The organism is Hyphomonas sp. UBA3195, from assembly GCF_002366485.1.
Taxonomy (GTDB): Bacteria; Pseudomonadota; Alphaproteobacteria; order Caulobacterales; family Hyphomonadaceae; genus Hyphomonas.
Genome location: NZ_DEXB01000043.1, coordinates 12,539 through 38,662 on the forward strand (window position 1 = coordinate 12,539; position 26,124 = coordinate 38,662).

23 protein-coding genes are annotated in these 26,124 nt (G+C 60.8%); 9 read left to right on the top strand and 14 right to left on the bottom strand.

Features of this window, described 5'->3' with window-relative positions:
* Positions 1 to 68: 68 nt before the first annotated feature.
* From B2344_RS12890 to B2344_RS12905, 4 genes are all read left to right on the top strand, one after another.
* Positions 69 to 347: a hypothetical protein gene (locus B2344_RS12890; RefSeq protein WP_290483369.1), complete on the top strand. Its 279-nt coding sequence runs from the start codon at positions 69 to 71 to the stop codon at positions 345 to 347.
* A gap of 119 nt (positions 348 to 466) precedes the next feature.
* Positions 467 to 850, top strand: coding sequence for a BlaI/MecI/CopY family transcriptional regulator (locus tag B2344_RS12895; RefSeq protein ID WP_290485354.1), 384 nt, complete (start codon positions 467 to 469; stop codon positions 848 to 850).
* Complete coding sequence (locus B2344_RS12900; RefSeq protein WP_290485355.1) at positions 847 to 2,757, top strand: peptidoglycan DD-metalloendopeptidase family protein; 1,911 nt, start codon at positions 847 to 849, stop codon at positions 2,755 to 2,757. The genes B2344_RS12895 and B2344_RS12900 overlap by 4 nt, the downstream gene beginning before the upstream one ends.
* 87 nt (positions 2,758 to 2,844) lie before the next feature.
* The gene (locus B2344_RS12905) at positions 2,845 to 3,348 is read left to right on the top strand and encodes a hypothetical protein (RefSeq protein ID WP_290483371.1); all 504 of its coding nucleotides are present in this window, start codon (positions 2,845 to 2,847) and stop codon (positions 3,346 to 3,348) included.
* 6 nt (positions 3,349 to 3,354) lie between these two features.
* On the opposite strand, the gene B2344_RS12910 is transcribed toward B2344_RS12905, so the two are convergent.
* From B2344_RS12910 to B2344_RS12925, 4 genes are all read right to left on the bottom strand, one after another.
* The gene (locus B2344_RS12910; RefSeq protein WP_206991416.1) at positions 3,355 to 4,290 is read right to left on the bottom strand and encodes a ribose-phosphate pyrophosphokinase; all 936 of its coding nucleotides are present in this window, start codon (positions 4,288 to 4,290) and stop codon (positions 3,355 to 3,357) included.
* Between the two features lie 88 nt (positions 4,291 to 4,378).
* On the bottom strand, positions 4,379 to 5,149 hold the full coding sequence (pgeF, locus tag B2344_RS12915) for a peptidoglycan editing factor PgeF (RefSeq protein ID WP_290485356.1): 771 nt from the start codon (positions 5,147 to 5,149) through the stop codon (positions 4,379 to 4,381).
* A gap of 56 nt (positions 5,150 to 5,205) precedes the next feature.
* Positions 5,206 to 6,492 (bottom strand): ammonium transporter, encoded by a 1,287-nt coding sequence (locus tag B2344_RS12920; RefSeq protein ID WP_206991414.1) that lies wholly within the window; start codon positions 6,490 to 6,492, stop codon positions 5,206 to 5,208.
* A gap of 47 nt (positions 6,493 to 6,539) precedes the next feature.
* Entirely contained in the window at positions 6,540 to 7,463 is a 924-nt protein-coding gene (locus tag B2344_RS12925; protein ID WP_290485357.1) for a peptidylprolyl isomerase, read from the bottom strand.
* Between the two features lie 63 nt (positions 7,464 to 7,526).
* Here B2344_RS12925 and B2344_RS12930 point away from each other — a divergent pair, with 63 nt between their 5' ends.
* Positions 7,527 to 8,384: a 50S ribosomal protein L11 methyltransferase gene (locus B2344_RS12930; protein WP_290480017.1), complete on the top strand. Its 858-nt coding sequence runs from the start codon at positions 7,527 to 7,529 to the stop codon at positions 8,382 to 8,384.
* 11 nt (positions 8,385 to 8,395) lie between these two features.
* On the opposite strand, the gene B2344_RS12935 is transcribed toward B2344_RS12930, so the two are convergent.
* Entirely contained in the window at positions 8,396 to 8,578 is a 183-nt protein-coding gene (locus B2344_RS12935; protein ID WP_206991411.1) for a hypothetical protein, read from the bottom strand.
* A 170-nt stretch (positions 8,579 to 8,748) separates the two neighbouring features.
* On the opposite strand from B2344_RS12935, the gene B2344_RS12940 reads away from it, so the two are divergent.
* The 3 genes from B2344_RS12940 to ligA all read left to right on the top strand — a co-directional run bounded on the left by B2344_RS12940 (position 8,749) and on the right by ligA (position 14,429).
* The gene (locus B2344_RS12940; RefSeq protein ID WP_290482313.1) at positions 8,749 to 10,560 is read left to right on the top strand and encodes an aminopeptidase P family protein; all 1,812 of its coding nucleotides are present in this window, start codon (positions 8,749 to 8,751) and stop codon (positions 10,558 to 10,560) included.
* Between the two features lie 78 nt (positions 10,561 to 10,638).
* Entirely contained in the window at positions 10,639 to 12,330 is a 1,692-nt protein-coding gene (locus B2344_RS12945; RefSeq protein ID WP_290485358.1) for a DNA repair protein RecN, read from the top strand.
* Entirely contained in the window at positions 12,327 to 14,429 is a 2,103-nt protein-coding gene (gene ligA, locus B2344_RS12950; RefSeq protein WP_290485359.1) for an NAD-dependent DNA ligase LigA, read from the top strand. The genes B2344_RS12945 and ligA overlap by 4 nt, the downstream gene beginning before the upstream one ends.
* A gap of 12 nt (positions 14,430 to 14,441) precedes the next feature.
* On the opposite strand, the gene B2344_RS12955 is transcribed toward ligA, so the two are convergent.
* From B2344_RS12955 to B2344_RS12980, 6 genes are all read right to left on the bottom strand, one after another.
* On the bottom strand, positions 14,442 to 15,281 hold the full coding sequence (locus B2344_RS12955) for an outer membrane protein assembly factor BamD (RefSeq protein WP_034815037.1): 840 nt from the start codon (positions 15,279 to 15,281) through the stop codon (positions 14,442 to 14,444).
* 101 nt (positions 15,282 to 15,382) lie between these two features.
* A complete protein-coding gene (gene lpxC / locus B2344_RS12960; protein ID WP_290483813.1) occupies positions 15,383 to 16,306 on the bottom strand; it encodes a UDP-3-O-acyl-N-acetylglucosamine deacetylase in 924 nt (307 codons plus the stop codon).
* 171 nt (positions 16,307 to 16,477) lie between these two features.
* Complete coding sequence (gene ftsZ, locus B2344_RS12965; RefSeq protein WP_206991406.1) at positions 16,478 to 17,932, bottom strand: cell division protein FtsZ; 1,455 nt, start codon at positions 17,930 to 17,932, stop codon at positions 16,478 to 16,480.
* A gap of 91 nt (positions 17,933 to 18,023) precedes the next feature.
* The gene (gene ftsA / locus B2344_RS12970; RefSeq protein ID WP_206991405.1) at positions 18,024 to 19,319 is read right to left on the bottom strand and encodes a cell division protein FtsA; all 1,296 of its coding nucleotides are present in this window, start codon (positions 19,317 to 19,319) and stop codon (positions 18,024 to 18,026) included.
* Complete coding sequence (locus B2344_RS12975) at positions 19,319 to 20,197, bottom strand: cell division protein FtsQ/DivIB (RefSeq protein WP_206991404.1); 879 nt, start codon at positions 20,195 to 20,197, stop codon at positions 19,319 to 19,321. The genes ftsA and B2344_RS12975 overlap by 1 nt, the downstream gene beginning before the upstream one ends.
* A complete protein-coding gene (locus B2344_RS12980; RefSeq protein WP_290480011.1) occupies positions 20,185 to 21,093 on the bottom strand; it encodes a D-alanine--D-alanine ligase in 909 nt (302 codons plus the stop codon). The genes B2344_RS12975 and B2344_RS12980 overlap by 13 nt, the downstream gene beginning before the upstream one ends.
* Before the next feature lie 225 nt (positions 21,094 to 21,318).
* On the opposite strand from B2344_RS12980, the gene B2344_RS12985 reads away from it, so the two are divergent.
* Positions 21,319 to 23,382: a TonB-dependent receptor plug domain-containing protein gene (locus B2344_RS12985; RefSeq protein ID WP_290483810.1), complete on the top strand. Its 2,064-nt coding sequence runs from the start codon at positions 21,319 to 21,321 to the stop codon at positions 23,380 to 23,382.
* A gap of 15 nt (positions 23,383 to 23,397) precedes the next feature.
* On the opposite strand, the gene murB is transcribed toward B2344_RS12985, so the two are convergent.
* The 3 genes from murB to B2344_RS13000 form a co-directional block, all read right to left on the bottom strand.
* Positions 23,398 to 24,348, bottom strand: coding sequence for a UDP-N-acetylmuramate dehydrogenase (gene murB / locus B2344_RS12990; RefSeq protein ID WP_290485360.1), 951 nt, complete (start codon positions 24,346 to 24,348; stop codon positions 23,398 to 23,400).
* Positions 24,349 to 24,382: 34 nt separating this feature from the next.
* Entirely contained in the window at positions 24,383 to 25,774 is a 1,392-nt protein-coding gene (gene creD, locus B2344_RS12995) for a cell envelope integrity protein CreD (RefSeq protein ID WP_290485361.1), read from the bottom strand.
* Positions 25,775 to 25,889: 115 nt separating this feature from the next.
* Positions 25,890 to 26,114, bottom strand: a complete 225-nt coding sequence (locus B2344_RS13000; protein ID WP_034815061.1) for a hypothetical protein — start codon at positions 26,112 to 26,114, stop codon at positions 25,890 to 25,892.
* Positions 26,115 to 26,124: the final 10 nt, after the last annotated feature.

Here is a 26,124-nt window from a genome sequence, read left to right on the forward strand (position 1 = left end):
TATCGGCATGCCATTCCATTGACGGAACGCAGCACTGGCGCCATGTTTGCACTGTAAACGAGAGATTCATGACCCAAGCAGCTTCCAGTTCCGGCCGTTTCAATATTGCAGACGCATTTTCGAGTGCGATCAGCCTTGTGGCGCGGCTATGTATTGGGCTCTTGCTGGTGCTGTTTGCCGGATTGCTAGCCGTGATGACCGCTATCGCAGGCGTCTTGCTGGCTGCGGCGGCCTTGTTCATGCGGTATGCTGGCCGGAAGGGCATCCGCCCGCAAGCGCGCGACACGGCTGAAGAGCCGCTCATTCTTGACGCCCGCCGCACGCCGCGCGGCTGGACTGTCGAATAACAACTCCGAATTATCTGGAATTTTGAAACGGATGGGGAGCCTGAAGCCCCCAAAAGCGCTCGCTTGACACTGGAGCGCTACAACTGTAGCGTACATGTGACTTTGATAGCGAGATTTGCATGTCCCAGCCCAATCCTTCCGAACTCAGCGTGTTGAAATATCTCTGGTCACATGGCCGGCAAAGCGCACGTGAGGTGCATGATGCCATCGGTCCGGGGCAGGGGTGGAAGCCGTCGACGACCCGCACCGTCATTGCCAGGATGGAAGAGAAGGGCTGGGTCAGCCGTCAGGACATGCATGGCATCGCAGTGTATGCCGCCGCTATAGACCGGACCGCCACATTGGGCGGATTGGTCCGTCATCTCGCCCGCCAGGTTCTGGATATGGACGGGCCATTGCCGGCGGCCTTGTTTGCGGAAAGTCCACACCTCTCCGATGCCGAACTTGACGAACTCGACGCCATCATCAACGCGGCGGCGGCCGATACGGAGGGCAAGGCATGAGCTTGTTCGGACTGATCGCACTCGCCTTTGGTTGGAGCGCGGCGCTCTGGCTGCTCGCCACCGTGCTTTGCACGCTCAAACCCTCACCCAGGATGGCTCAGGCCATATGGCGCGGCGCAGCAGCTTTGATGTTCGCACCATTCCTGGCATCTGCTTTCATGCCGGGTCTGACTCAAGTTGCCGCACAGGCCTTGCCGGACTTGCCGGTCATGGATGCGCTGACGGTCCAGTCTGATGCCGTCTTTGTTGAAGAATCTACCACAGAATTCCGTATACCGCCGGTTGCGACACTGGTGCTGTGGGCGCTTGTTGCCGGGTGGTTCGTGCGTGCGGTCTGTTGGGCTGTGGGGCAGGCCAGACTTCAGCGCCTGAAGCAGACATCCCGTCCGGTCATCCGCCCGGTTCGCCACTGGGCCGACGCGATTGGATTGCGGCGCGTGCCGGATGTGCGGGTTATCCCGCAGGGGGCGCCGTTCCTTGCCGGTATCGTGCGCCCGGTCGTCTTCATACCGGCAGCGCTCATCTCGAAACAACACACACCACAAATCATCGTGCACGAACTGGTTCACCTGAAGCGGGGTGACCTGCTGACCCGCCCATTTGACCGTATGGTCGCAGACATATTCTGGTTCTCTCCTTTTGCCTGGGCCATGCGCGAGCGCCTTGATTATTGGCGCGAGGCGATCGTCGATGAAGAGACCGCCGAGCTGACGGGTGACCGGATCGCCTATGCTCGCGCCTTGACCCAGGTGGCGCGTCATGCCCGGCCTGCGCTCATCCTGCCGGTTGCAGCATTCACGCTCAAGAAAGAAGGAACCCTCAAAATGCGCTTGACCCAACTCCTGAGTGAGACCCACCACCGGCCGAAACGTCTTGGCTTGGCAGTCGCGGCAGCGCTGGCGCTCGCGACCCCGCTCGCCTTGGCGCAGGGATCACTGATCCGGGGCGCCGCCGCGCTGCCGACCGACGCGGTTACATACAGTCATGCCGTGCTGGACAAGGCGAAGCTGACCAGCGCCTTTGGCGTGCGTAAACACCCTGTCTCAGGCGAATTGAAACAACATCAGGGCGTCGACTTGGCAGAGGAAGAAGGCAAGCCGATCTATGCGCCGACTTCAGCAATCGTGACCCGCGCAGAAATGACAAATGGATACGGGAATCTCGTCGAAATCGCTGCGGGTGAGACTGTGCTCCGCTTCGGGCAGTTGAAAGATATCAAAGTGTCACTGGGGGAATCCGTCTCCGCAGGTACTGTGATCGGCTCGCTGGGCCAGTCCGGCCAAGCCACCGGGCCACACCTGCACCTTGAAGTCTGGCGCGCAGGCCAGGCGGTCGATCCGATGGCAGAGCCCGGGCTCATCCTGGCGGACTCCCTGTTCATCACGGCAAATTCCGGCGCGAAGGTTCCACAGCCCCCCGCGGCTCCTGTGCCGGATGCCGCGCCCAAGCCTGCCTCCATCCCGGCTGCACCGCTGGCACCAATCAAGCGCGATGTGGCTTTTGAGGAGATCCGGGGTGAAGTTGGCGGTTGCGAGGTCATCGCAAACTGGGCCGACACGCGCGAAAAGTCTGCCGTCTGGTTGGCAAGGCTGGATGCATCCAAGGCCGAGAACAAGCTTGCTGGCCTGTCGCTAAATGCAAACTGGACGCCTGAGGCTGTGAATCATCCAAGGCCATCCTATCCTGCCGACGCGGCCAAGAAACGACTCAGTGGTGGCTGCATGGTCCTGTTCGATCTTGGTGCTGATGGCGTTCCACAGAATACACTTGCAGAATGCACCGATCCGGTCTTCGAATCTTCGGCGGCAGCACTGAAGGGCGCGACGTTCAAACCGCTTACCAATAAGGCAGGCAAGCCTGTCGACGCCAAAGGCATCACATATCCGATGGAATTCTGTATCGCCTAGCGCGGACCGGATGACGATGCTTGGAACTTTCTGATCCGCCGACGCGTCTAATAGCAGGCGCGTCGGCTGTCAGGAGGATTCTCGATCATGGCAAACCCCAAACCGGTCGGGAAATCCACTCCAATCATTGGGGGTGTACTGACATTTGCCCTGTTTGGAATCCACCGTCTGTTCGTCGGTCAAATGTATTCCCGATCCGAGGCGGTGAGCCTTGTGGAGGCGCTGTCGGATTCGTCCCTCTATTTCGGATCGGCTATCGCCAGCGCGTCGGCCACGATCCTTGCCCTTATGCTCACCATGCTCGGGATGATGCACAACAGTAGTGCCGACATCGGCATCTGGTTGTTCAAGCGCGTGCGCATGATTGCCTGGTTCGCCACGATCAGCCTGTGCAGCGCTGTGGCGCTTTTGACATTCTCATCCATTCCAATCGGGGAATTCGAAGATATCCCGACGAACTGGTATGTGATGTCGTATTACGCCATTGCCACGCTGATGGCTGTGCTGGCGGGTTTGCTGGTGACGAGCATCCTGTTGATCCTCGGCGCGGTCCGGTATTTGGTGAATCGGCTGGCGCCTGAAGTCGACTAGTGAGTCCTAGCGATCGAACAGTTTCGAAACGCTTTCCTCGTTCGCGATACGGCGAATGGCTTCGCCCAATAGCGGGGAAATGGGCAGGATGCGGATAGATTCCGATTTGATCGCATCTTCGGACGGCTGAATCGAGTCGGTCATCACCAATTCGTCCAGCACCGATTTCTCGATCCTCTGAACGGCATTGTTTGAAAGCACGCCATGCGTGACATAGGCAGAAACCGATTTGGCACCATGCTCTTTCAGGGCGGCGGCGGCGTTTGCCAGCGTGCCCCCGGAATCACACATATCGTCCAGCATGATGCAGCGCTTGCCGGACACATCGCCGATAATGTTCATGACTTCTGACTTGCCAGCTTCGGGGCGGCGTTTGTCGACGATGGCAAGGTCGGCCTCCAATCGCTTGGCCAGCGAGCGGGCGCGCACCACGCCGCCAACATCCGGAGAGACCACCATGAGATCCTTGTTCCCGTAGCGCTCCTTGATGTCATCGACCATGACGGGGCTGCCGAACAGGTTGTCTGTTGGAATATCGAAGAAGCCCTGGATCTGGCCGGCATGCAGATCGACGGTCAATACGCGGTCGGCGCCCGCGCTGCAGATCAGGTTTGCGACCAGCTTGGCGGAGATGGGCGTACGACCATCCGTTTTACGATCCTGCCGGGCATAGCCGAAATAGGGGATGACGGCGGTGATGCGACGGGCCGAGGCGCGCTTCAGCGCGTCCATGCAGATCAGCAATTGCATCAGATTGTCATTGGCGGGGTAGGACGTGGACTGGATCACGAAGACATCTTCGCCGCGGACATTCTCGTCGATGCGGACAAATATTTCCTGATCCGAGAAGGTCTTCACCTCAGACCGCGTCAGGCGCGTGTCAAGATAATCGGCGATGGCTTCCGCCAATGGCCGGTTTGCGTTGCAGGAAAGCAGTTTCATGATGGAGCGCCCGTGCTGCCCAATTGGTGTCGCTTTTGTAACATAGGGCGGCGAGTCGCAACCGGACTCTTACGACTTTTTCAGAAAATTACAGCGCAAGCATGATGACTGAGGCATTTCGGCCATAGTCTGGCTCGCCCCGCTGATTGCGCCGCCGGTTGGAAAAATAGGAGTCTTTCAGCGCGCATGTGTCCAGCCCGGTGTCGTGAACGCTGTGGACGCCGAGCCCATCCAGCCTTTGTCGACAATAGCCCGGCAGGTCGAACTGAAACCGGTCTCCCTTGCCGGGCAAGAACAAGGCCGCGTTATGGGGGGAGGCGTCCAGGAAAGTGTTTCGGAATTCGGGGCCGACTTCATAACTTGCCTGCTGGATCGTGGGACCAATGGCTGCGCGAATCCGGCCAGCTTCGGCGCCAAGTTCAATCATCGCCGCAACAGTGGTGTCGAGCACACCTCCGATGGCGCCTTTCCAGCCCGCATGCGCCGCACCAATCACGCCCGCTTCGGCATCGGCAAACAGAACCGGCGTGCAGTCGGCCGTCAGGATGCACAGGGCGATTTCCGGAATTTTCGTCACCATCGCATCGGCCTCCGGGCGCACGCTCCACGGTTCGGTGACATGTGCCACATCGGCTGAATGAATCTGGTAGCAGGAGAGCAGCGCGCGCGCGGACATGGCGGTGCGGATTCGCTCGCGATTGGTCGCGACGGCGCCGGGCACATCCCCTGAGCCTTCCCCGGCATTCAAACTGGTATAGAGACCACCCGAAACACCGCCCTTTCGGCCAAAGAATCCATGGCGGATCTCCGGCAGGCCTGAAAGATTATCACTCGTTTTAAAGGGGGGCGTATCGGTCATTGCCCTAGCCGTGGTTTGCTGCGGCGCGCCTGTCAAGCGCGCCGCCGCGATACCATTCAGAAGTGATAGGCGGACTCACCATGAGTGGCTGAGTCGAGGCCATTCTCCTCATCCTCGGTAGAAACCCGCAAAGGAATGAACAGCTTGATGACGAACAGGATCGCTCCGGTCATGATGGCCGAATAAACGGCGACGACTGCTACACCGAGCAGTTGCACACCAAACTGCGCACCGGTGGACATCTCCAGTCCCGGCGCCAGCGGACCTGCGGCTGCGAGGAACGGGATCAACAAACTGCCGAGAATACCGCCAACGCCATGCACGGCGAACACGTCGAGGCTGTCATCGATCTTCAGACGTTGCCGGATCAAGCCAACGGCTGCGTAGCAGACGCCTGCGGCCAGGATGCCGATAATGATGGCGCCGACCGGGCCGACGGATCCCGCCGCCGGGGTGATCGTCGCGAGGCCTGCGACCATGCCGGTTGCGATGCCGACGAGTGTGGGTTTGCGAAAGCTGACCCATTCGATCAGCATCCAGACAAGTGATGCTGTGGCGGCCGAGATGTGTGTGACCAACATGGCCTGCGCCGCGCCATCATTGGCACCGAGGGCCGAGCCAGCATTGAAGCCGAACCAGCCGACCCAGAGCATGGCCGCGCCAAGCATCACGAATCCCGGACTGTGGGGCGGACGCATATCCTTCGGAAAATGGCTACGACGTCCCAGCATCAGTGCGAATACGAGTGCGGAGATGCCGGCTGTCGTGTGCACCACGATACCCCCTGCGAAATCGATCACGCCTTGCTGGGCCAGCCAGCCTCCACCCCAGACCCAATGGGCAACAGGCGCGTAGCAGAGCACGAGCCAGAGCGCGGAAAAGATCAGCACAGCCGCAAAATTCACGCGCTCCACGAACGCGCCGACAATCAGCGCCGGGGTGATGATGGCAAAGGTCATCTGGAACATGAAGAACAAGGGTTCGGGAATGGTCTGCCCGTCGAGTGGCGCACCGGTGACGTTTGCAAGCATGCTCTTCGCGAACCCGCCGAGATAGCCCGTCGCGCCCGGACCGAAAGCGATGGAATATCCACACACCAGCCAGACCAGACTGACCAGGCAGGCAATTGCAAAGCACTGCATGAAGATGGAAAGCAAATTCTTCGCTTGAACGAGGCCGCCATAGAACAGGGCAAGTCCCGGCAGGGTCATGAACAGGACCAGCGCCGTGGCGGTCAGGATCCAGGCTGTGTCTCCGGTATCGGCATGGGCGGGCAGGGCGAGTGCCCCGATGGCGGCCACAACTAAGCCTGCGCGTGCAGCGCCTTTTATTGATTTCAGCATTTCACTCCCCGTTTTTTCGTCATTTCTGACGAAGCTCGAACGGTTCGTCAATCAACGAGCACCTGTCTCGCAGGGACAGGGAGTGTGCAGATATCCACGCGCTTTGGAGGTGTAACCACAAAGGCATCATAGATGCTGTAATCGCGTTTGGAGGTCTTCAGGTCTTCCCATTCTGCGCCGGGCGTTGCCATGACTTCCCAGCGTGGGCGCAAACTTTCGGGCATGTCAGCCGCGAGCCCGACAGACAGGATCTCATTGGCGGAGAGGGCCTGCGCGCGCGCCGCAAATGCTTTTTCGGATGTGTCCGGATTCTGGAAGGATTCTATCTTGTCCTCCTGCACAGGCTCCACGCGTTCCAGTCGGTTGATATGGGCCATGCCCGAAATGACCCGACCAAATATCGTATAGTTCCGATCAAGATACCGGCGCTGACCGATGGGAACAAAGAATTCGGTCGAGCCGGTCTCCGGCGGGGAATTGCGCGCCATGCCAAGGGCGCCGGGACAATGCAGTAACCATTCCTGTCCGCTCTCTCGGCCAACTGCGAAGCCATTCCGGTGGCCCACCTGACCGGCGAACAGGTCCTCATTGCCCAGGGGCACGAAGCCGTCTGCGTCCACGGCCCGCTCGGCTTCCAGCGGTAGCTCGGCCCAATCTTCCAGAAGGTGTTCGAATTCGAGTCCTGCCTGCGCCACATGGCCATCGATCACGCGATAGAAATATTCGCCATTATAGAGATTGCTCCGTATCGCCTCGCGAAATTGCGCGACATGCTGCGGCGCGACTTCAGGGGCGAGTTCGATCATGACATCCCCTGCCACCGTTTTCAGGACCACAAGATTTTCAGGGGCCACCTCACGCCATGGCGCCACAGGGGCCGGAGCGTCTACCATCTCGGAGGCGGGGGCAGGGCTCGGATCGGGCGCTGTTTCGCAAGCGCCCAATAAGGAGATGCCGATGGCAACTGCCATGAGAGATATCCGCACCATCTTTGTGTCCTTCCCAAGAAATCATCCGCCTGCTAAGCGCCGCTCATGTATCAGATAAGTGCAAAAGGCGCGCGGGCGCCAGTTGAAACGGCGTGGGATGCGCTGGCCTGGGCCGATCCGTCGCCAGCGGGCGCGGTTGATGCCAAGGAGGACAGCCGGACCAGTTGGCGGCTCGATGCGTTCGCGGAAACGCTCGAAGACGCCAAAGCCTGCGTTGTCATTATCGAAGAAGCCGCGCCGGATCTTGTCGCGCGGATCGAACAGGTGATCGAGCAAGACTGGGTGACGCTGTCACTCGAAGGCTTGCCACCGGTCAAGGCCGGACCGTTCGTTGTAGCGGGCAGCCACGCCCTTGCGCGCCAGTCACCGGGAAAGATTTCCGTGCTGATCGAGGCCGGCCCTGCGTTTGGAACGGGCCATCATGGCACGACGCTCGGATGCTTGCTGGCGCTGGATGATGTGCGCCGCCGCCGGTCCATCGGCAAGGTGCTTGACCTTGGCACGGGCTCCGGCGTTCTGGCGATTGCTGCTCTGAAGGCGGGGGCATCCTCGGCGATCGGTACGGATATCGATCTCGATAGCGTGCGTGTGGCGAATGAGAATGCCCGCAAGAATCATGTCAACGGCTTCACCGCCTTGCATGTCACCGGTGCGAACACGCCACGCATTCGTCAGGGCGGGCCGTATGACACCGTGTTTGCGAACATCCTGATGCGGCCCCTGATCGGGCTCGCACCGGATATTGCGTCTCTCACGGCGCCGGGCGGCACAATTATCCTGTCAGGACTGCTGCACCACCAAGCGCCGCCAGTCCGGAACGCCTTTGCGTCCCGCGGGCTCGACTTCCAGACACGTATTCGCGAAGACGGGTGGTCGACGCTGGTGTTCCGGAAGCCGGGTTAAGCCCTGCAGGATCAGTAAGCGGCGCGGCGCGCCCAGCGCGCAGAACGGCGTGCCAGGATTTGCGGACGCTGGCTTTCGGCGCTCTGCAGCGCGTTCACGAAGGCTGGCTCAGCCATCTCGTTGACCATCAGCGAACGGCCCTGGCCGTTGAGGATTGCCATTTCTGGCGCAGTAATTGTGTTTTGACGTCTCATAGTGCGTCCCTCTTTTTGTATTGTGCGGCGCACAATCTTTTGTGTGGGCGCTATGTAGCGTAAAAGCATAAACAAAAAAGCATAGAAAAGCGGAAATTTGCATGAATAAATGCATAGCTACGATGCGGCTTTCTATGGTCAAAACCACGCTTTCGCACTAAGTAGGGGACATGAGACAGACATTTGATATCAAGGGCGGTCCGCAGGACGGCCGGGCGCATCTGCCCCTCGTTCGCGAACAGCTTTCCGCGCAGGGGCTCGACGGCCTTTATGTTCCGCATGATGATGAATACCAGAACGAATACCTGCCTGACGCCAATGAGCGCCTGGCTTGGGTGAGCGGGTTTACCGGTTCGTTCGGTTCTGCATTCGTCTTCACAGACCGCGCGGTGATCTTCGCCGATGGCCGCTACACGCTGCAGGTCGCCGACCAGACCGATCCGGATCTCTGGGAAGTTCAGGCTGTGCCGGAGCCCGGCCCGTTCGGCTGGCTCAAATCGCAGGACATGACCGGCAAGCGCATCGGCTATGACCCGAAACTGATGAGCCCGAACGATGTCGCGGCCATGGGCACGGCCGCCAAGGCGGCTGGCGCTGAACTGGTCAGCGTCGCGAACAATCCTATCGACCTCGCCTGGGCCGACCGGCCAGACCAGCCCGCCGCGCTCGTCGTGCCGCATGAGGTAAAATTTGCAGGCGTCGCGCATGACGAAAAGCGTGTGCAGATTGGCCACGATCTCAAAGCCGAAAAGCTCGACGCGGCTGTGATCACGTCGCCGGCGTCCATCGCCTGGGCTTTCAACATTCGCGGCGGTGATGTCAGCTGCACGCCGCTGCCGCTCGGCCGCGCCATTCTGTTCGCAGACGGGTCAGCTGACCTCTTCCTTGATGAAGTGAAAGTATCCAACGCGCTCCGCCAGCATCTTGGCAACAGTGTCACGTTGCGCCCGTTGGCCGATCTCGAAAAGGGCCTTTCAGACCTGAAAGGCAAGACGGTCAGCGTTGATCCGGATGTGGCCTCAGCCTGGTTCTTTGACCAGCTCGAACAGGCTGGTGCAACGCCTGTACGCCAACGCGACCCGGTCGCTCTGCCCAAGGCTTGCAAGAATGACGCGGAACTCGCAGGCTCGGCCGCCGCCCATCTTCGTGATGGCGTGGCCCTGACCCGCTTCCTGCACTGGCTTGATACGGACGCGCAGAGCGGCGAGATCACCGAGATCGACGCCGCCATCAAGCTGGAAGAATTCCGCGAAAACCTTGGCGGCCTGAACGATTTGTCCTTCCCGACAATTTCCGGTGCCGGCCCGAATGGCGCGCTGCCGCATTACCGCGTTTCGACAGCCTCGAACCGCAAGCTGGAACGTGGCAGCCTCTATCTTGTCGACAGTGGCGGCCAGTATCTGGACGGCACGACAGACGTGACGCGTACGGTTCCCATCGGTGATCCGAGCGCGGACATGCGGCGTCACTACACGCTGGTCCTGAAGGGGCATATCTCGCTGGCCATGGTGCGCTTTCCGAAAGGCACGACCGGAACCCATCTCGACATTCTCGCGCGCCATGCGCTCTGGCAGGCCGGGCTCGACTACCAGCACGGCACCGGCCATGGGGTCGGCGTCTATCTCGGCGTCCATGAAGGCCCGCAGCGCATTGCCAAGGCGTGGAATTCCGTGCCGCTGGAAACCGGCATGATCGTCTCGAATGAGCCGGGCTATTACCGCGCCGGACAGTACGGCATCCGGATCGAGAACCTTCAATATGTCACGCCACCGGCGGCCATCGAAGGTGGCGAACTCGACATGTATGGCTTTGAATGCCTGACCTTCGCGCCCCTCGCGCGGGACCTGATCGATCTGGCTCATCTGACCAAGGACGAGCGGGACTGGGTCGATGCCTATCACGCGCAAGTCTACGAATTGTTGGCCGACCGTCTGGACGGGCCGGTGAAGGACTGGTTGCGCGCGGCCTGCATGCCGCTTTAGGCAGTCTGTGAAAATCGGGCTTGTTCCGGTTTTGTTCTAATGATAAATCATGGCCAGTAGACTCTTTGGAGACTGGCCATGATCCTTTCATTGTCGATACGTGATTTCGTCCTGATTGACCGCCTGGACATCGAACCGGGCGCCGGGTTTACGGCGCTGACCGGGGAGACCGGGGCGGGCAAGTCCATCATTCTCGATGCCCTGTCGCTTGCGATGGGGCACGGGTCCGACCGTGGGATGATCCGGGCGGGGCAGGACCAGTCGAGTGTGGCGGTTGAGTTTTCGCCCCCGGTCAGCCATCCAGTCTGGTCTGCACTGGCCGAAGCAGGCATTGACGCTTCGCCGGACGAGACCCTGACCATGAAACGCGTGATCCGCCGCAACGGCCCCGCGCGTGCCTTTCTCAATGATCAGCCGGTCAGCGCGGCGCTCCTGTCGGAGATCGGGGACCTCTTGGTCGAGATTCACGGCCAGCACGCGGCCTCCACCCTGCTGAAGCCATCATCTCACCGCCGTTTGCTCGACCAGTTTGCAGGCAATGAAAAGCTTTTGGACATGTGCGCGGCCACTCATGCTGCGATGGCGGAGGCCAGCGCCCGGCGTCAGGAACTTGAAGACGCGCATGCCGAAGCCATCGAACATCGCGAATGGCTGGCCGAGGCTGTGGCCGAGCTCTCCAGCTTGAATCCGCAGGAAGGCGAAGCCGCCATCCTGACAGAGCGTCGGACCCTGTTGATGCAGTCGGAACGCGTCACCGAGGCCGTGCGTGAAGCCGAAAATGTGTTGGAAAAGTCCGGCGTGGAAGATGCCTTGTCCAAGGCGGCGCGTGCCACCGAACGGATTTGCCGCTTGCCGGGATTTGAATCCTCTCAGGACACGCTGCCGGTTGCCGCACGTGCCGCCGCCGAAGCAGTCGAGCGGGCCTTGATTGAAGCGCGCGAAGCAGCAGGCGCGATCAGCCAGCTCGAACGGCTTGTCGATCATGATTCTGCTGAACTGGACGGCGCCGAGGCGCGGCTGTTCGCCTTGCGGGCAGCGGGCCGGAAGCATGGCTGCGATCCCGATCTCCTGCCAGACATGCTCACTTCATTGAGTGATCGGCTCGACCTGGTTGAAGCGGGCGAAGACGCGCTGATTGCTGCCCGCAAGGCTGAAGCATCTGCCCGGGCCGACTGGCATCAGGCGGCTGGCAAGCTAAGCGACGCCCGGCAGGCGGCCGCCTCGCAATTGGAAAAAGCCATCGCGCGCGAGCTGAAGCCACTGAAACTTAGTCGCTCGGTCATCCGCGTTGCAATCACTCCTTTGGCAGAGGGGGAGGGCGGCCCGAACGGAATCGACTGGGTCGAATTTGATGCCGAGACCAATCCGGGCGCGGGTTTTGGCCCGTTGCGCAAGATTGCGTCCGGCGGCGAACTCGCCCGCGTCTCGCTCGCCTTGAAATGTGCCCTCGCCGAAGCAGGATCTGCGCTAACGCTGATCTTTGACGAGGCCGATCAGGGCGTTGGAGGCGCGGTCGCGGCCGCGATCGGGGAACGCCTGATCTCGCTGGGTCAGGCCCGGCAGGTCTTCGCCATCACGCACAGCCCGCAAGTGGCCGCGTCCGCCTCAGCCCAGTGGCTTGTGGAGAAGGAGCAGGATGGGGCTGGCGGCTCACGCATACGCGGGCTAGATGACAGCAGCAGGCAGGAAGAAATTGCCCGAATGCTGTCAGGCGCCGAAGTTACCGCTGAGGCCCGCGCAGCCGCCGGGAGGTTGTTGGAGGGTGCATGAGCGAGGCAACACCGGTCGAGGATCTGACGCCGGACGAGGCGGCCGCTGAACTCGCGCGCCTCGCGGCCATTATCGCTGAAGCTGACGCCGCCTATTATCAGGAAGACGCGCCGGTCCTGACCGATGCCGAATATGATGTCGCCCGCCAACGCAACCTCGCCATTGAAGCCCGCTTCCCTGAGCTGAAACGCGAAGACAGCCCGTCCGACCGTGTGGGCGCGGTCGCGCAAGACGGCTTTGCCAAGGCAACCCATGCCGCGCCCATGCTGTCGCTCGACAATGCGTTTTCAGACGAAGACGTCACCGAGTTTGCCGGGCGCATCCGGCGCTTCCTCGGACTGGACGAGTCCGAGACACTGGAACTCACCGCCGAGCCGAAAATTGACGGTCTGTCGCTCAGCCTGACTTATGAAAAGGGCAAATTGAAACGTGCTGCAACACGCGGAAACGGGCTGGTCGGCGAAGACGTCACCGCGAACGCGCTGACACTGAATGACATCCCGACGAAATTGGCTGGCAAGGATTGGCCCGATTTCATCGAGATCCGCGGCGAAGTCTATATGAGCCATGCCGACTTTGCGGCTCTCAATGCGCGCGAAGACCAGGCGGGCCGCAAGACTTTTGCCAATCCGCGCAACGCAGCCGCCGGCAGCCTGCGCCAACTTGATACCGAGATCACCAAATCCCGGCCGCTGAATTTCTTTGCCTATGCCTGGGCGGCTGAAAGTGCGCCCTTCGCGGAAACGCAAAGTGAAGCGGTCGCCAAGTTTGCAGAATGGGGATTTCAGACCAATCCCCTGATGGCCACCGCTGCGACCGTGGACGACCTGATCGCAACCTACCGCAACATCGAGCAGCAGCGTGCCACGCTCGGCTACGATATCGACGGTGTCGTCTACAAGGTGAACCGGCTGGACTGGCAACAGCGCCTCGGCTTTGTCAGCCGCGCGCCGCGCTGGGCCATCGCTCATAAATTCCCGGCCGAAAAGGCGACCACAACGCTCGAAGAGATCGACATTCAGGTCGGCCGCACAGGCTCGCTGACGCCGGTCGCGCGCCTGGCCCCGGTTACGGTTGGCGGCGTCGTGGTTTCGAATGCAACGCTTCACAATGAAGACGAAATTGAACGCCTTGGCGTGAAACCCGGCGATACGGTCGAAATCCAGAGGGCAGGGGATGTCATCCCGCAAGTCCTGCGCGTGGTGCAGGATGGCGGCGGCAAGGTCTGGCATATGCCGGACACGTGCCCGGTCTGTGGATCGGCCGCTGTGCGCGAAATCGACGACAAGGGCGAGGCCGATGTGCGCCGTCGCTGCACGGGCGGGCTCGTCTGTCCGGCGCAGGCAGTCGAGCGACTGAAGCATTTCGTCTCCCGCAAGGCGCTCGACATTGATGGCATCGGCGCGAAACAGGTCCAGCTCTTTCAGGAGAAGGGCGTGGTGAAAGCACCGCAGGACATTTTCCGATTGGCCGCGCGCATTGAGGCGGAAGGCCTGCCGCCACTTGAAGAATGGGAAGGCTTCGGAAAAGCCTCAGCGAAGAAATTGTTCGACGCGATCGATGCGCGCCGGACTGTGCCATTTGCGCGCTTTCTCAACGGGCTCGGCATCCGCCATGTCGGCCAGACCACGTCCCAGCTCTATGCCCGGCATTTCCTGAATTGGGCGCCTTTCTGGGAAACGGTCGTGCGCGCAGCCGAAGGCGGACAGGAATCCGAATCCTTTGCGGAACTCACTGGCATTGATGGCGTCGGCAAGGCGGCGGCGGGCGCGCTCGTCGATTTCGAGGCGGAGCCCCACAATCGCGACATGCTGAGCGCGTTGCTTGAAGAAATCAGCGTCGAAGCCGAAGAAGCTGCCTCATCGGACAGCCCTGTCGCCGGCAAGACGATTGTCTTCACGGGCACACTGGAGCGGGTGACGCGCGACGAAGCCAAGGCGCGAGCCAATGCGCTGGGTGCAAAAGTGTCGGGGTCTGTTTCGGCGAAGACGGACATCCTCGTCGCCGGTCCGGGCGCGGGCTCAAAGCTGAAAAAAGCCGAAAGCCTCGGCGTTCAGACGCTGACAGAAGACGAATGGTTTGAACTGATCGGCGGCTGATCCGCCGGGCGGTTATTTGCCGCCGGGAATAATCCGCTGCAACAGGGTGCGGCGGGTCTCGGCGTCCAGCGCTTCAGGGTCCAGCCCTTCATTGGTCAGCAAGCGATAGCTCATCTTGTACCAATCGCTATTGGGATAATTGTAGCCAAGCGTCGATCCGACCGCGAGCGCCTGATCCCGCAGGCCAAGCGTCAGATAGGCTTCGACCAGACGGTGCAATGCCTCGGGGGCGTGAGAGGTCGTGTCATAGGTCTTCACGACCGTGCGGAAGCGATTGACCGCAGACAGGGTCTGATTGTTGCGCAAATACCAGCGGCCAACCGTCATTTCCTTGCCAGCCAGCTGGTCGCGAACCATGTCGAGCTTCACACTGGCATCACGGGCATACTGGCTGTCTGGGAATCGGCGGACCACGTCCACCAAGGCATCACGCGCGCGTTCCGTTGTTGCCTGATCTCGACCGACATCCGTGATCTGGTCGAAGTAGCTCGCCGCAATCAGGTAATACGCATACTCGGCCTCGGAGCCGCCAGGATGAAGCGCAAGATAGCGCTGGGCACCACTGATCGCTTCGTCATAATTGCGGGATTGATAATGGGCGAAAGCCGTCATGACCATCGAGCGGCGGGCCCATTCAGAATAAGGGTGCTGGCGCTCGACTTCGTTGAACAGCAGGACCGCCTGATCAAAGTCGCGTTTGTCGAGTTCGCTAGCCGCCTGATTGTAGAGCGCCTCCACGGGGCGTTCGACATAGGCCAGTTCTTGACGGCGCTTGTCGCGCGACTGGCACGCCGTCAGCGTGAGGGCTGCAGTGGCAATGAGGAGGATCGGGAACTTGGAGGACAGTCGCATGGCAGGGCAGGCGCTTTCTGCTGTGATGATCTGGCTACCTGCTTAGCGCGAACCAGCGGGGTTTTCCAAGCAGGTTTCTCAGGGATCGGCGGGGCAACGCCTCAGACGGCGGCCGACCGGCGCGTGTCTATGCGGGTTGCGTCTGCCGTATCGGTTTCCCAGCACCAGGCTGAAGGCGTATCGAGCAGCTTGCGGACCAGCAGATTGTTGATCGAGTGACCGGGCTGAACCGCTTCATAAATCCCGGCAATCGGTGCACCCGCCAGCATCATGTCGCCAACGGCATCAAGCATCTTGTGACGCACGAATTCGTCCTCTGAGCGCAAGCCCTCAGGATTTATGACTTCACCATTGTCCACAACAACCGCATTTTCCAGCGACCCGCCCCGGGCAAGGCCCATCGAGCGCAGCATATCCACATCGCGCGCAAACCCGTAGGTGCGGGCAAAGGCCAGGTCGCGGGCAAACATGCCTGGCGCGAGTTTAAGCGCCATCTCCTGCACGCCGATCAACGAGTCGTCATATTCAATGCGCGCATTGAGCGTCAGAAACTTGTCGTCGGAAGGCGACAGGCGTGCCCGCTTCGGGCCGTCTTCAATCTCGATCGCTTCCAGGATGCGAATGCGGCGTCGCGGCGCGGACTGGCGTTGCAGGCCAGCCTGCATCAACAGTTCGCAATAAACTGCCGAGGAGCCGTCCATGATCGGCACTTCCGGCCCGTCGATTTCGATGAGGAGATTGTCGATGCCCATGCCCGCGAGTGCGGCCATCAAATGCTCGACCACTGCCACAGAGACGCCATCATCATTGGTCAGCGTGGTGCCGAGTTGGGTGTCGGAGACGTATTCGGCATCGGCCTGAATGGCGGTATCGCCGCTTTTCACGTCGGTCCGGCGGAAAACGACACCTGTGCCAGCAGGGGCAGGCTTCAGGACGAGCTTTGCCTTCTTGCCGCTATGCACACCGACACCTGCACATACTGCAGGCCGCGCGATCGTTTGTTGAAATTCTACACTACCGGACAACACACCAACCTCCAGTTTCGGAGTTTAGTTTGGGGTGTATGTCTCCAGGATACAAAACACGGGTTGTTTCGGCGTATTACAAAGCGGGCGAAGACACCCGCCTCCGCCCTGTAATCATTGGTGATTTATTGTAACAATTCGCGGTCGCTGAGACTGCAATCGAATGTGAAATCAGTGATTGGCCGACCGGCGCAGGAAGGCCGGTATTTCGAGGTCTGCATCATCGAACGGGGCGGGTTCGGGGTGATCGTCCGGAGAGGACACGATTTGTGAGCCGGATTCGGCAGACGGAGCGTGATCATTCTCGCCCTGAGCGCCGCGGCGCCAGCCGAAAAGGTTCGAGAAGCCGGACGGACTCGGGCGGCCGTCTTCCTCGGCCGGAGCTTCGGTCTGCTTGCTGAAAACGGCGTCGGCCTGGATCTGGTCTTCGCCTTCACTGCCTTCAAAATGTTCTGCGGGCAGGGACTGTCCCGTGAAGTCGTCCCGCGGATCGACATCGCCTGAACGGAGCGGGGAGGCATGATGAAGGATCACTTTCGGGCGATCGTCTTCTTCTGCAGCCACTTCCACTTCGGTCTCCGATTCGACTTCGGCGACGGGCTCCACATGCTCTTCCTCAATCGGCTCTGCGATGGGCTGGCGCACAGTCTCTGCGACCGGTGCATCCTGCTTCAGAGATGGCATCACGGCATCGACGCCTGCGGCGACGACGGAGACGCGGATCTTGCCTTCAAGTTCGGTATCGAAGGCAGACCCCAGAATGATATTTGCATCCGGGTCGACCTCGCGGCGCACCTCATTGGCGGCCTCGTCGAGTTCAAACAGCGTCATGTCATAGCCGCCGGTAATGTTGATCAGCACGCCCTTGGCGCCGCGCATCGAAATATCGTCGAGCAGCGGGTTGTCGATGGCCAGCTTGGCAGCTTCGAGAGCGCGGTTTTCGCCTTCGGCTTCGCCCATGCCCATCATGGCTGCGCCCATGCCGCGCATGATCGAGCTGACATCGGCGAAGTCGAGATTGATCAGGCCGGGCATGACCATCAGATCGGTAATGCCACGGACACCGGAATACAGCACATCATCTGCCATGCGGAAGGCTTCGGCGAAGGTCGTACGGTCGTTCGCGATGCGGAAAAGGTTCTGGTTCGGCACGACGATCATCGTGTCGACGTATTTCTGGATGCCAGCGAGGCCTTCTTCCGCAAAGGTCATGCGGCGCGTGCCTTCAAAACTGAACGGCTTGGTGACCACGGCGACGGTCAGAATGTTCATTTCCTGCGCGGCCCGCGCAATCACCGGGGCTGCGCCGGTTCCGGTTCCGCCGCCCATGCCCGCGGCGATGAAGACCATGTGGGCGCCCTCGAGGCGCTCGCGGATCTCATCCATGGATTCTTCGGCGGCTTTCGCGCCAATGTCCGGGCGGGCGCCTGCGCCAAGGCCAGAGGTCGTTTCCGGGCCGAGCTGGATGCGGTTTTCCGTTTTGGAACGGGAAAGGGCCTGAGCGTCAGTGTTGGCAACGATAAACTCGACACCTTGCAGGTTTGCCTCGATCATGTTGTCGACGGCATTGCCTCCGGCACCGCCAACACCAAAGACCAGGATCCTGGGCTTGAGTTCATGTGTCATTCGTCGTCCTCACCTTGCCGCCATAAGCCATGCTGAAGCGCTAAAATGACGCGTTGCAGCTAAGAAGCGGTTAAGTGATTCGCGATTGGCATCAGAAATTTTCTTTCAACCAATGGAACGCCTTGTTCACGGCTCCGCTTCGGGCTTCTGCTCCGTATTCCTTTGACGCAATGCCAGCCCGTACTGCGTCTGCGAACCCCAACTCGGGATACAGTAGCAGACCTGAAGCTGTAGAAAAAGCTGGTGTTCCCAGTGTTTCGCCAAGGAACTCAGCATTTGTCGGACGGCCGAGCCGCACCTGCGCTTCAAGGATGCGCGTGGCGACGTCGCGAACGCCCGGCAACTGGCTCGCGCCGCCGGTCAGCACCACGCGGCGCGGCAGTACTTTGCGTACACCACTGCCTTGCAGGGTTTGCTGAACATATTCGAAAATTTCCTCGACGCGCGGCGCGATGATTTCAGCGAGCTTGCCCCGTTCCATCCGGGTGGCTTGCAGACGGCCATCATCACCCAGGCGAGGGGCCTCAATCCGTTCTGCCAGGCCCGGGCCTTCGAGATTGGCGGTGCCATAGACACTTTTGAGGCGCTCGGCGGCGGCGAATGTCGTGCCGATGCCCTGCGCGATATCGGAGGTCACATGTGTGCCACCAGCCGGGATAAGGCCAAGCCATGCGGGCGAGCCGTTCAGATAGACCGAGACCGCCGTGACGCCGGCGCCCATGTCGATACAGATGGCACCATTCTCGATTTCGTCGTCGATCAGCGTGCCTGCACCGCTGGCAATGGAGGAGGGGATCAGGGCATCTACGCTGAGATGCGCGCGGCCGACGCATTCGACCAGATTCCGGACGATGGACTTAGGCGCGGTGACCACAGACAGCATCAGGCCGAGTGTGTCTGCGTACATCCCGGCGGGCTCACGCACGCCTTCCTGCGCATCCACGCGATAGGCAACCGGCCAGGCGGCAAGCACATCGGAGCCCTTGGTTGAGATCTGCGCCATGGCCTGAGCCTGAACCCGGCGGATGTCCTTGGGGGTCACCTCGCGGGCGCCGATCTCGGTGGTCGCGGTGACCAGTTGGCAATTCAGTTTCGGCCCCGTTATGCCCAGCATGACCTGATTGATCTGCTCGCCCGCTTCGCGCTCGGCATCTTCGACGGCCAGACGGATCGAGCGTTCGAGACCCTGCATGTCGGTGATCGTGCCGCCACTGAAACCGCGAGATTGTTGGCGCCCTGCGCCAAGGATCTGGAAATTGCGGGGGCCGGTGCCGTCATTTCGGCCTATCAGGCACGTGATTTTCGAACAACCGATGTCCAGCGCCGCAACGGGGCTGGACGTGCGCGACCCCACAAGAGGCTTACGCCGGGCCTGAACGTTTGCCATCAGCTCCGGGCCGCCTCTTTGCGTGCTGTGAAGTCAGGATCGTTCACCGGGTCCAGATAGACCCGGCCTTTATTGCGCAGGTCGATGGTCTCTAGCGGACGCTGCATCAGCGCTGTGCGCACCTGCAGGGTCGACAGGCTGTCCAGCGCAGCCACCATCTGGTGATCTTCCGGCATGCGAACCGTAGCGCCGGAAACAAGACGCATATCCCAGCGGCGATCATTGATGCGGGTAGCGATCGCGATGCGGGGCGCGACGTCCGGCTCAGCTTTGAGGGCAGTTACGAGGGCCGGGGCGGCCTTGGCGGCGCCGCGACCCGCCAGACGGATGAGGTCCTTGTGGTCATCGGCGCGGGCGTCCGGAATGACGCGACCCAGACCGTCCACGACAGTCCATGCCTTGCCGTCATGCCACAGCGCAACCGGCTCGGCGGCGTCCGCGATGATTACGACCTGGTCGGGCCAGAGTCGATGGACGCGCACATTCAGCACCTTGTGGGTGCCTTCGACCCGGCGACGGATGACATGCGGGTCTGCGCGAAACATGTTCTCGCCGGGCTCGATCATGGCGGCGGCGCGAATATCCTGTGCGAGGGCCGGATCCTGTTCCAGGCCGATGATGGACACGTCATTGACGGAAATGCCGACCGTGCGCGCCGTGTCGTCCATGAAGCTGGCAAAGCGGTTCTCGACCTGGGATATCGAGCCGCCCATCCAGGCAGCGGTTGCCACGACAATCGCCACAAGCATGACAAAACCAAAGACGACGGACGAAACGCGAACCTCTTCACCCGTCACTTCATCTACGATGACAGCAGGGCGGCGGCTCGCCTTCTTCTTGGACTTTGGCACAGTCTGATTGCGGGTTACCTTTGGCATGAAGCATCCTCGATCATCCAGGCGACCAGCTGTTCGAAGGACATACCAACGAAAGCGGCCTGTTCGGGGACAAGCGAGGTGGGCGTCATGCCGGGTTGTGTATTTGTTTCCAGGATCACGAGCCGGTCTCTCTTGTCGTCATAGCGAAAGTCGGACCGCGTCGCGCCCCGGCAACCGAGCGCCTGGTGTGCCTTCAGCGCAAATTCCATTGCGGCTTGGGTCACAGGGGCAGGCAGGTCTGCCGGGATCACATGCTGCGATCCACCAGCTTCATATTTTGCATCAAAATCGTAATAGTCTCTTAAGGTCGTGATCTCTGTGACAGCCAGTGCTCGGTCGCCCAGCACGGCCACGGTCAACTCACGGCCGGGGATGAATTCCTCGGCCATCAGATGGTCGCCATAATGCCAGTTCGGCCCGGTCAGCTCCTTGGCCGGCCCATTGGCACCCTCGCGTACGATCAGCACGCCAAAACTCGATCCTTCCGCGACCGGCTTGATCACATAAGGGGGCTTGAGAGGATGCGCGGTAGCCGCTTCTGCGCGGGTGACCTGCTTGTCTTCCGCAATCGGAATGCCCGCCTGCCGGAAGACCGCTTTCGACTTCAGCTTGTCCATGGCGAGCGCCGAGGACAATACGCCCGAATGGGAATAGGGCAGGCCCAGCACTTCCAGTACGCCCTGCACACACCCATCCTCGCCCCAAGGTCCGTGCAGGCCATTCAGCACCGCGTCCGGTTTCGCATCGGTCAGTTGCGCAGCGAGGTCACGACCGGCATCAATTTCAACAACATCATACCCGGCCGTGCGCGCCGCACTTGCCATCTGCTTGCCCGAGGTGAGCGACACGTCCCGCTCGGACGACCAGCCTCCATAGATCACGGCAACACGTTTCATGAGATTTTCCTGCAAGCTGGCGTTCTGACTATACATCGCGTCTGCAGGGTTAAAGCGGCCTTAGCGTGGCAGCTACAAAACCTTTTCTCGGCAGGATGACAAAAAATATAGGTTTGGGCCTGTTGCCATATTTAGACTACGTATGTAGTCATTATCGATATTCGAGATAGACGCGGTGGTGAGACACCGGATTTTTTCCAGACATCTGCGGGGAGGATACGCAGCGTGATCCCTTTCACACGGCTTGCCGCCAGTGCATGCTTCAGCTTGGCCACATCATTCATCGCCCTGTCGGCTGTGGCGGATATGGCACCGGAAACCACACCCGGTGCAACCATCTACACGATGGACGATTTCAGTCAGTATGCACCGCGCACGGCGCTCGAAATGGTTTCGCGCATTCCGGGATTTTCGATCCAGGGCGATGATGACGGCTCTCGCGGATTTGGTCAGGCCAGTGGGAATGTGCTGATCAATGGTCAGCGCGTATCTGGAAAGTCCAATGGGGCGACCGAGTCGCTGGACCGGATATCCGCCTCCAGCGTTGTGCGGCTCGAACTGGTCGATGCGTCAGCCTTTGAAATTGCCGGCCTGTCCGGGCATGTCGTGAATGTCATCACCAATGGAGATGGGGCGGTCTCAGGCACTTGGCGCTGGCGTGCCCGGTTCCGCGACAACCTCCCGCCGTTCTACAACGGCCTCAATCTCACACTATCCGGCGGGCAGGGGGATATCAGCTGGTCATTCGAGGCCGAGAGCAGCCCGGAGCGCGGCGCCTCCAACGGTCCTGAATTTGTCACCGACGGCATCGGCGACCTGATACAGCGCCGTGAGGAAGACTTCACCTATGCCGCCGAATATGTCTCCGTATCCGGATCGGTTGGCTGGACGCCAGCCTCGGGGGCTATCGGAAATCTCAACGCAAAGACCACTCTGTTCCAGCCAGACAGGAAAGAAACCTCGAAACTCTTTCCGGTTAACGGGCCAGAGGGGCGGCGCCTGTATGAGGGCGCTGAGGATGAAGTGTTCGTGGAAGTCGGTGGCGATTATGAATTTGGCTTTGGGCCGGGCCGGCTAAAGGCAATCGGCCTGGTTCGCCGAGAGGACAGCCCCATCATTGACCGCGTATTCCGCGGTAATGTTGATGGGACGGATATTTCCGAAAGCCTGTTCACGCGCGATATTGAAGAGGGCGAATATATTCTCCGGACGGAGTATGGTCTTGCATTTGAGAATGGAAGCGATTGGCAATTCGCGCTGGAGGGAGCCTTCAACTATCTGGACCAGCAATCTTCTCTTGCCAGTTCCGAAGGTGGCAGTCCGCTGGAGCTGCAGACTCTGCCGAACGCGAATTCACGAGTTGAGGAACAGCGCGGAGAAGTCTCCGTGACGCATGGTCGTCGGCTTTCCCCCTCAGTGACCGGGCAAGTTTCCATGGGCGCTGAAATATCGGAACTTTCCCAGTCCGGCGATGCGTCCAATGTGCGGACCTTCACCCGCCCCAAAGGCTTCGCCAGCCTGTCCTGGCAGGTGGATCCGTCATTGAAACTGGTCACACGCCTTGAGCGGGAAGTGGGACAGCTGGACTTTTTCGATTTTGTCTCATCGGTCAATCTGAGTGCCGGGAACGGCGAGAATGGTAATCCCGAAATCGTTCCGGAGCAGAGCTGGCGACTGAGCGCCCAGGCCGAGAAGAATTATGGCGGCTGGGGCGCCGCGACGCTCGAAGTCTTCTATTCCGATATCGAGGACATTGTTGACCGTGTACCCATCGGGACGGGCGACGGTCCCGGAAATCTCGACTCGGCCTGGCGGGTCGGAGCGGAGTGGGACGCCACGTTGAAATTCGACAAAGTCGGTTTTGCTGGCGCGGAATTGTCCTTTGAAGGCGAGTATTTCGAGTCGGAAGTGACCGACCCGCTCACCGGAGAGGTGAGGCCGATCAATGACAGTTCGAAATACTGGATGCTCGCCGAGATGCGACAGGATGTTCCGAGAACGGATTGGGTCTGGGGTGTCGGGTTCGAGCGCTGGGAACGCAATCCGTATTATCGCCTGTCCGAGACAGGGCAGGAAGGGGCGAGCCCAGGATTTGGGTTCGCCTATGTCGAGCACAAGGATCTTTGGGGCATGACCGGTCAGGCCATGATCGGGAACTTCGCGAACCAGAATGATACGTTCCGCCGGCAATTGTACGACACAAATCGCCTTGGCAATGTCGTGCGCGTTGAAGACCGCGCGCGCGATTTCGGCCCGATCTTCACAGTCCAGCTGGAAGGCAAGTTCTAGGTTCGCGGTGCCCGATCAGGGGAGGGGAGGCTTGATGCGGCCGATGCGGCGCACTTCCCAGCGCAGCTTTACGCCCTGAGAGTCCCATACTTGCGCGCGAACAAGCTCGCCCAGCGCTTCGAGATCTGCGGCTGTGGCATCGCCGGTATTGATCAGGAAGTTGCAGTGCTTTGGCGAAACCTGTGCGCCGCCGACCTTCAGGCCGCGGCAGCCCGCAGCGTCAATCAGTTTCCATGCGGACCGCTGGTTTGGCGTGCCGGGCGGGTCGGGGTTCGCAAACGTGGATCCGGATGTCTTGTCCTTGATCGGCTGCGTCTCGGCCCGGCGGGCCTGTAGGGCTTCGATTTCTGCAAGGATCGCGTCTGGTGCGCCTGTGCCGCTGCCTTCCAGGGTCAGCTTGGTGACGACCAGGTCATTGGGCAGGTCGCTGTGTCGATAGGAAAACTGCGCTTCCGGCAGGTTGCCGGCCCGGCCCGGCCCGCGATAGGCGACATGGGTGCCATCGCGCAGGTAGCCTTCAAGGCCGACCAGCACGTCCCGCAATTCCTGACCATAGCACCCGGCATTGGTGCGGGTCGCCCCGCCGAGCGATCCCGGAATGCCGGACAGGAACTCCAGCCCCCTGATGCCGTGCCGGGCGGCAGTCTTGGCGACGGACAGGTCCAGTGCACCCGGCCGCGCTGTCAGGGTCAAATCGTCCCCGGCTTCCACACTCCCCCAGTATTTTCCCATCAGGCGGATGACCACGCCCTCGATGCCGCCATCGCGCACGATCACATTCGAGCCAACGCCGAGTACGGTCACCGGAATGGCCGGGTCGAGCGTCTTCAGGAAGCCGGCAAGGTCGGCTTCGTCTTCGGGCAGGAACAGCCAGTCGGCCGGCCCGCCCACCCGGAACCAGGTATAGGGCGCGAGGTTCGCGTCCTTCAGCAGCTTGCCGCGAACAGGGGGAAGTGTCGTCATCATAGGGCCTAGGCGTTCGGGCACTTCCCCCTCCATGTCAAGCAGCGGGGGCGGAGGTCCGCTCACCATACCAGTCAATGTTGCGGGTCATGTACATGGTCAGTGCGATGGCCGCGAAACTTGCCAGAGCGCCCGCCAGCAAGGCATGGCTCTCGGCCCGCATCAGCACATAGATCAGCGTGTAGATGCCGGACAGGATGGCCAGCGCGCGCAGGCCATAGAGCCGTGAGCGGAATACGCTGGCCGCATAGGCGGCGGTCAGCAGCACGGTCATGCTTGCGGCGATCAGGAAGGCTCCGTCAAAGCCGATACGCTCCGACATGGCGAGCAGCAGGATGTAGAAGATCGTCTGTGCCAGTCCGACCAGGACATATTGCGCGGGGTGGGCGCGTGCGGCGCTGGTCACTTCGAACAGGAAGTAGGCGAGGAAAACGAAGCCGACAAACATGACGGCATATTTCAACGCGCGCTCGACGCTCTGATAGGGATTGCCTTCCTTCATGAACCGGACAGCCATGTCGCGACGGTTCCATTCGGTCAGTTCGCCAAGGTCGAGATTGGCCCCTGCGCCGGCAATGCCGCGGGCCAGATAGGGCACGCGCCAATGCGCCTCGAAGCCTTCCGACTGGCCGTCGCCTGCCGTATGGCGCTCGGGCAGTACGCCGCCCTGGAAGCTGGGATCATTCCAATTGCTCACAAGGTCGACCCGCGTATCCTTTGCAAATGGCGCGATGGATAGGCGTTCGGCCCCGGACAGGCGCATGTTGGAGGTCAAGGCGATCGGTGATGTGGCAGTTTCGAGACCAGCAATATGGCCGCCCGCAAGGGTCACACCGGAGGGCGGCACAGGTTGGTACTTGCCGACATTGGACGCGTAATAGGGCGTTGGTTCGATGGCCAAGTCCGTGCCATTCGCTGTGACGGTGATCGCATCCCGGATGCCGCGCGTGTCCGAGACCCCGAGATAGACCCTGGCATCCGACCAGATCGGGGTGGCGTCGTCGGGCAAGGCGGCGCGCAAGGCCGCCGGATCGAATGCAGCGTCCATGCTGATCGTGGCATCGAAGACAGGGATGGCGTGAATGCCGCGGGTACGCATCTGAACATCCACATCGGCCGAGGCGGTGCCGGTATCGGCATAAGCGACCACATAGCCGTAAACCAGTTCATTGTGCCTTGGGCCGAGGGTGCGTGAATAGGGTACGGACAAGACCGGTCCCAGCACGGATTGTTGGCCTCCGACCATTTCACTGACGTCGGCAAGCGCGCGATCCGCGCCCATGCGGCGATCCTGGACCACGGAATGTATGAAGAGGGCGGGAATGGCCATCAGGAGGGCAAGTCCGCAGACGAGCAGCAATTTCAGGCCGACGGACCGTTGCGGCACAAGGCTCGCGAACGGCGATGGAGGTTGAGACGTATCGGTCATGTTTGGGGTCCCCAAAAAAAGATTGGAGACACGGTTTATGACCCGCTGGTCGCGGCGGAGGTGGGGCGCAGCCGGGGCCAGTCCAAGGTTACATTGCGGTCATCTTGTGACGTGGTTACCGGTTGGGCGATCCATCCTGATCCAGCTCGTCGGAAATCTCGTCGGCCGCATCAGACACTTCATTCGCAAATTCGGATGTTTCCTCGGGCAGATCTTCCAGCGTCGCGTCCATGCGCGCGCCAGCGCCTTCGAATGAGCCTTCCTGCAGATAGAACCAGCCGAGTGCGATCACGAATGCGACGCAGAGGAAAGCGATGATGGCGGTGAGCGTGCGGCCCATGATGAGTCTC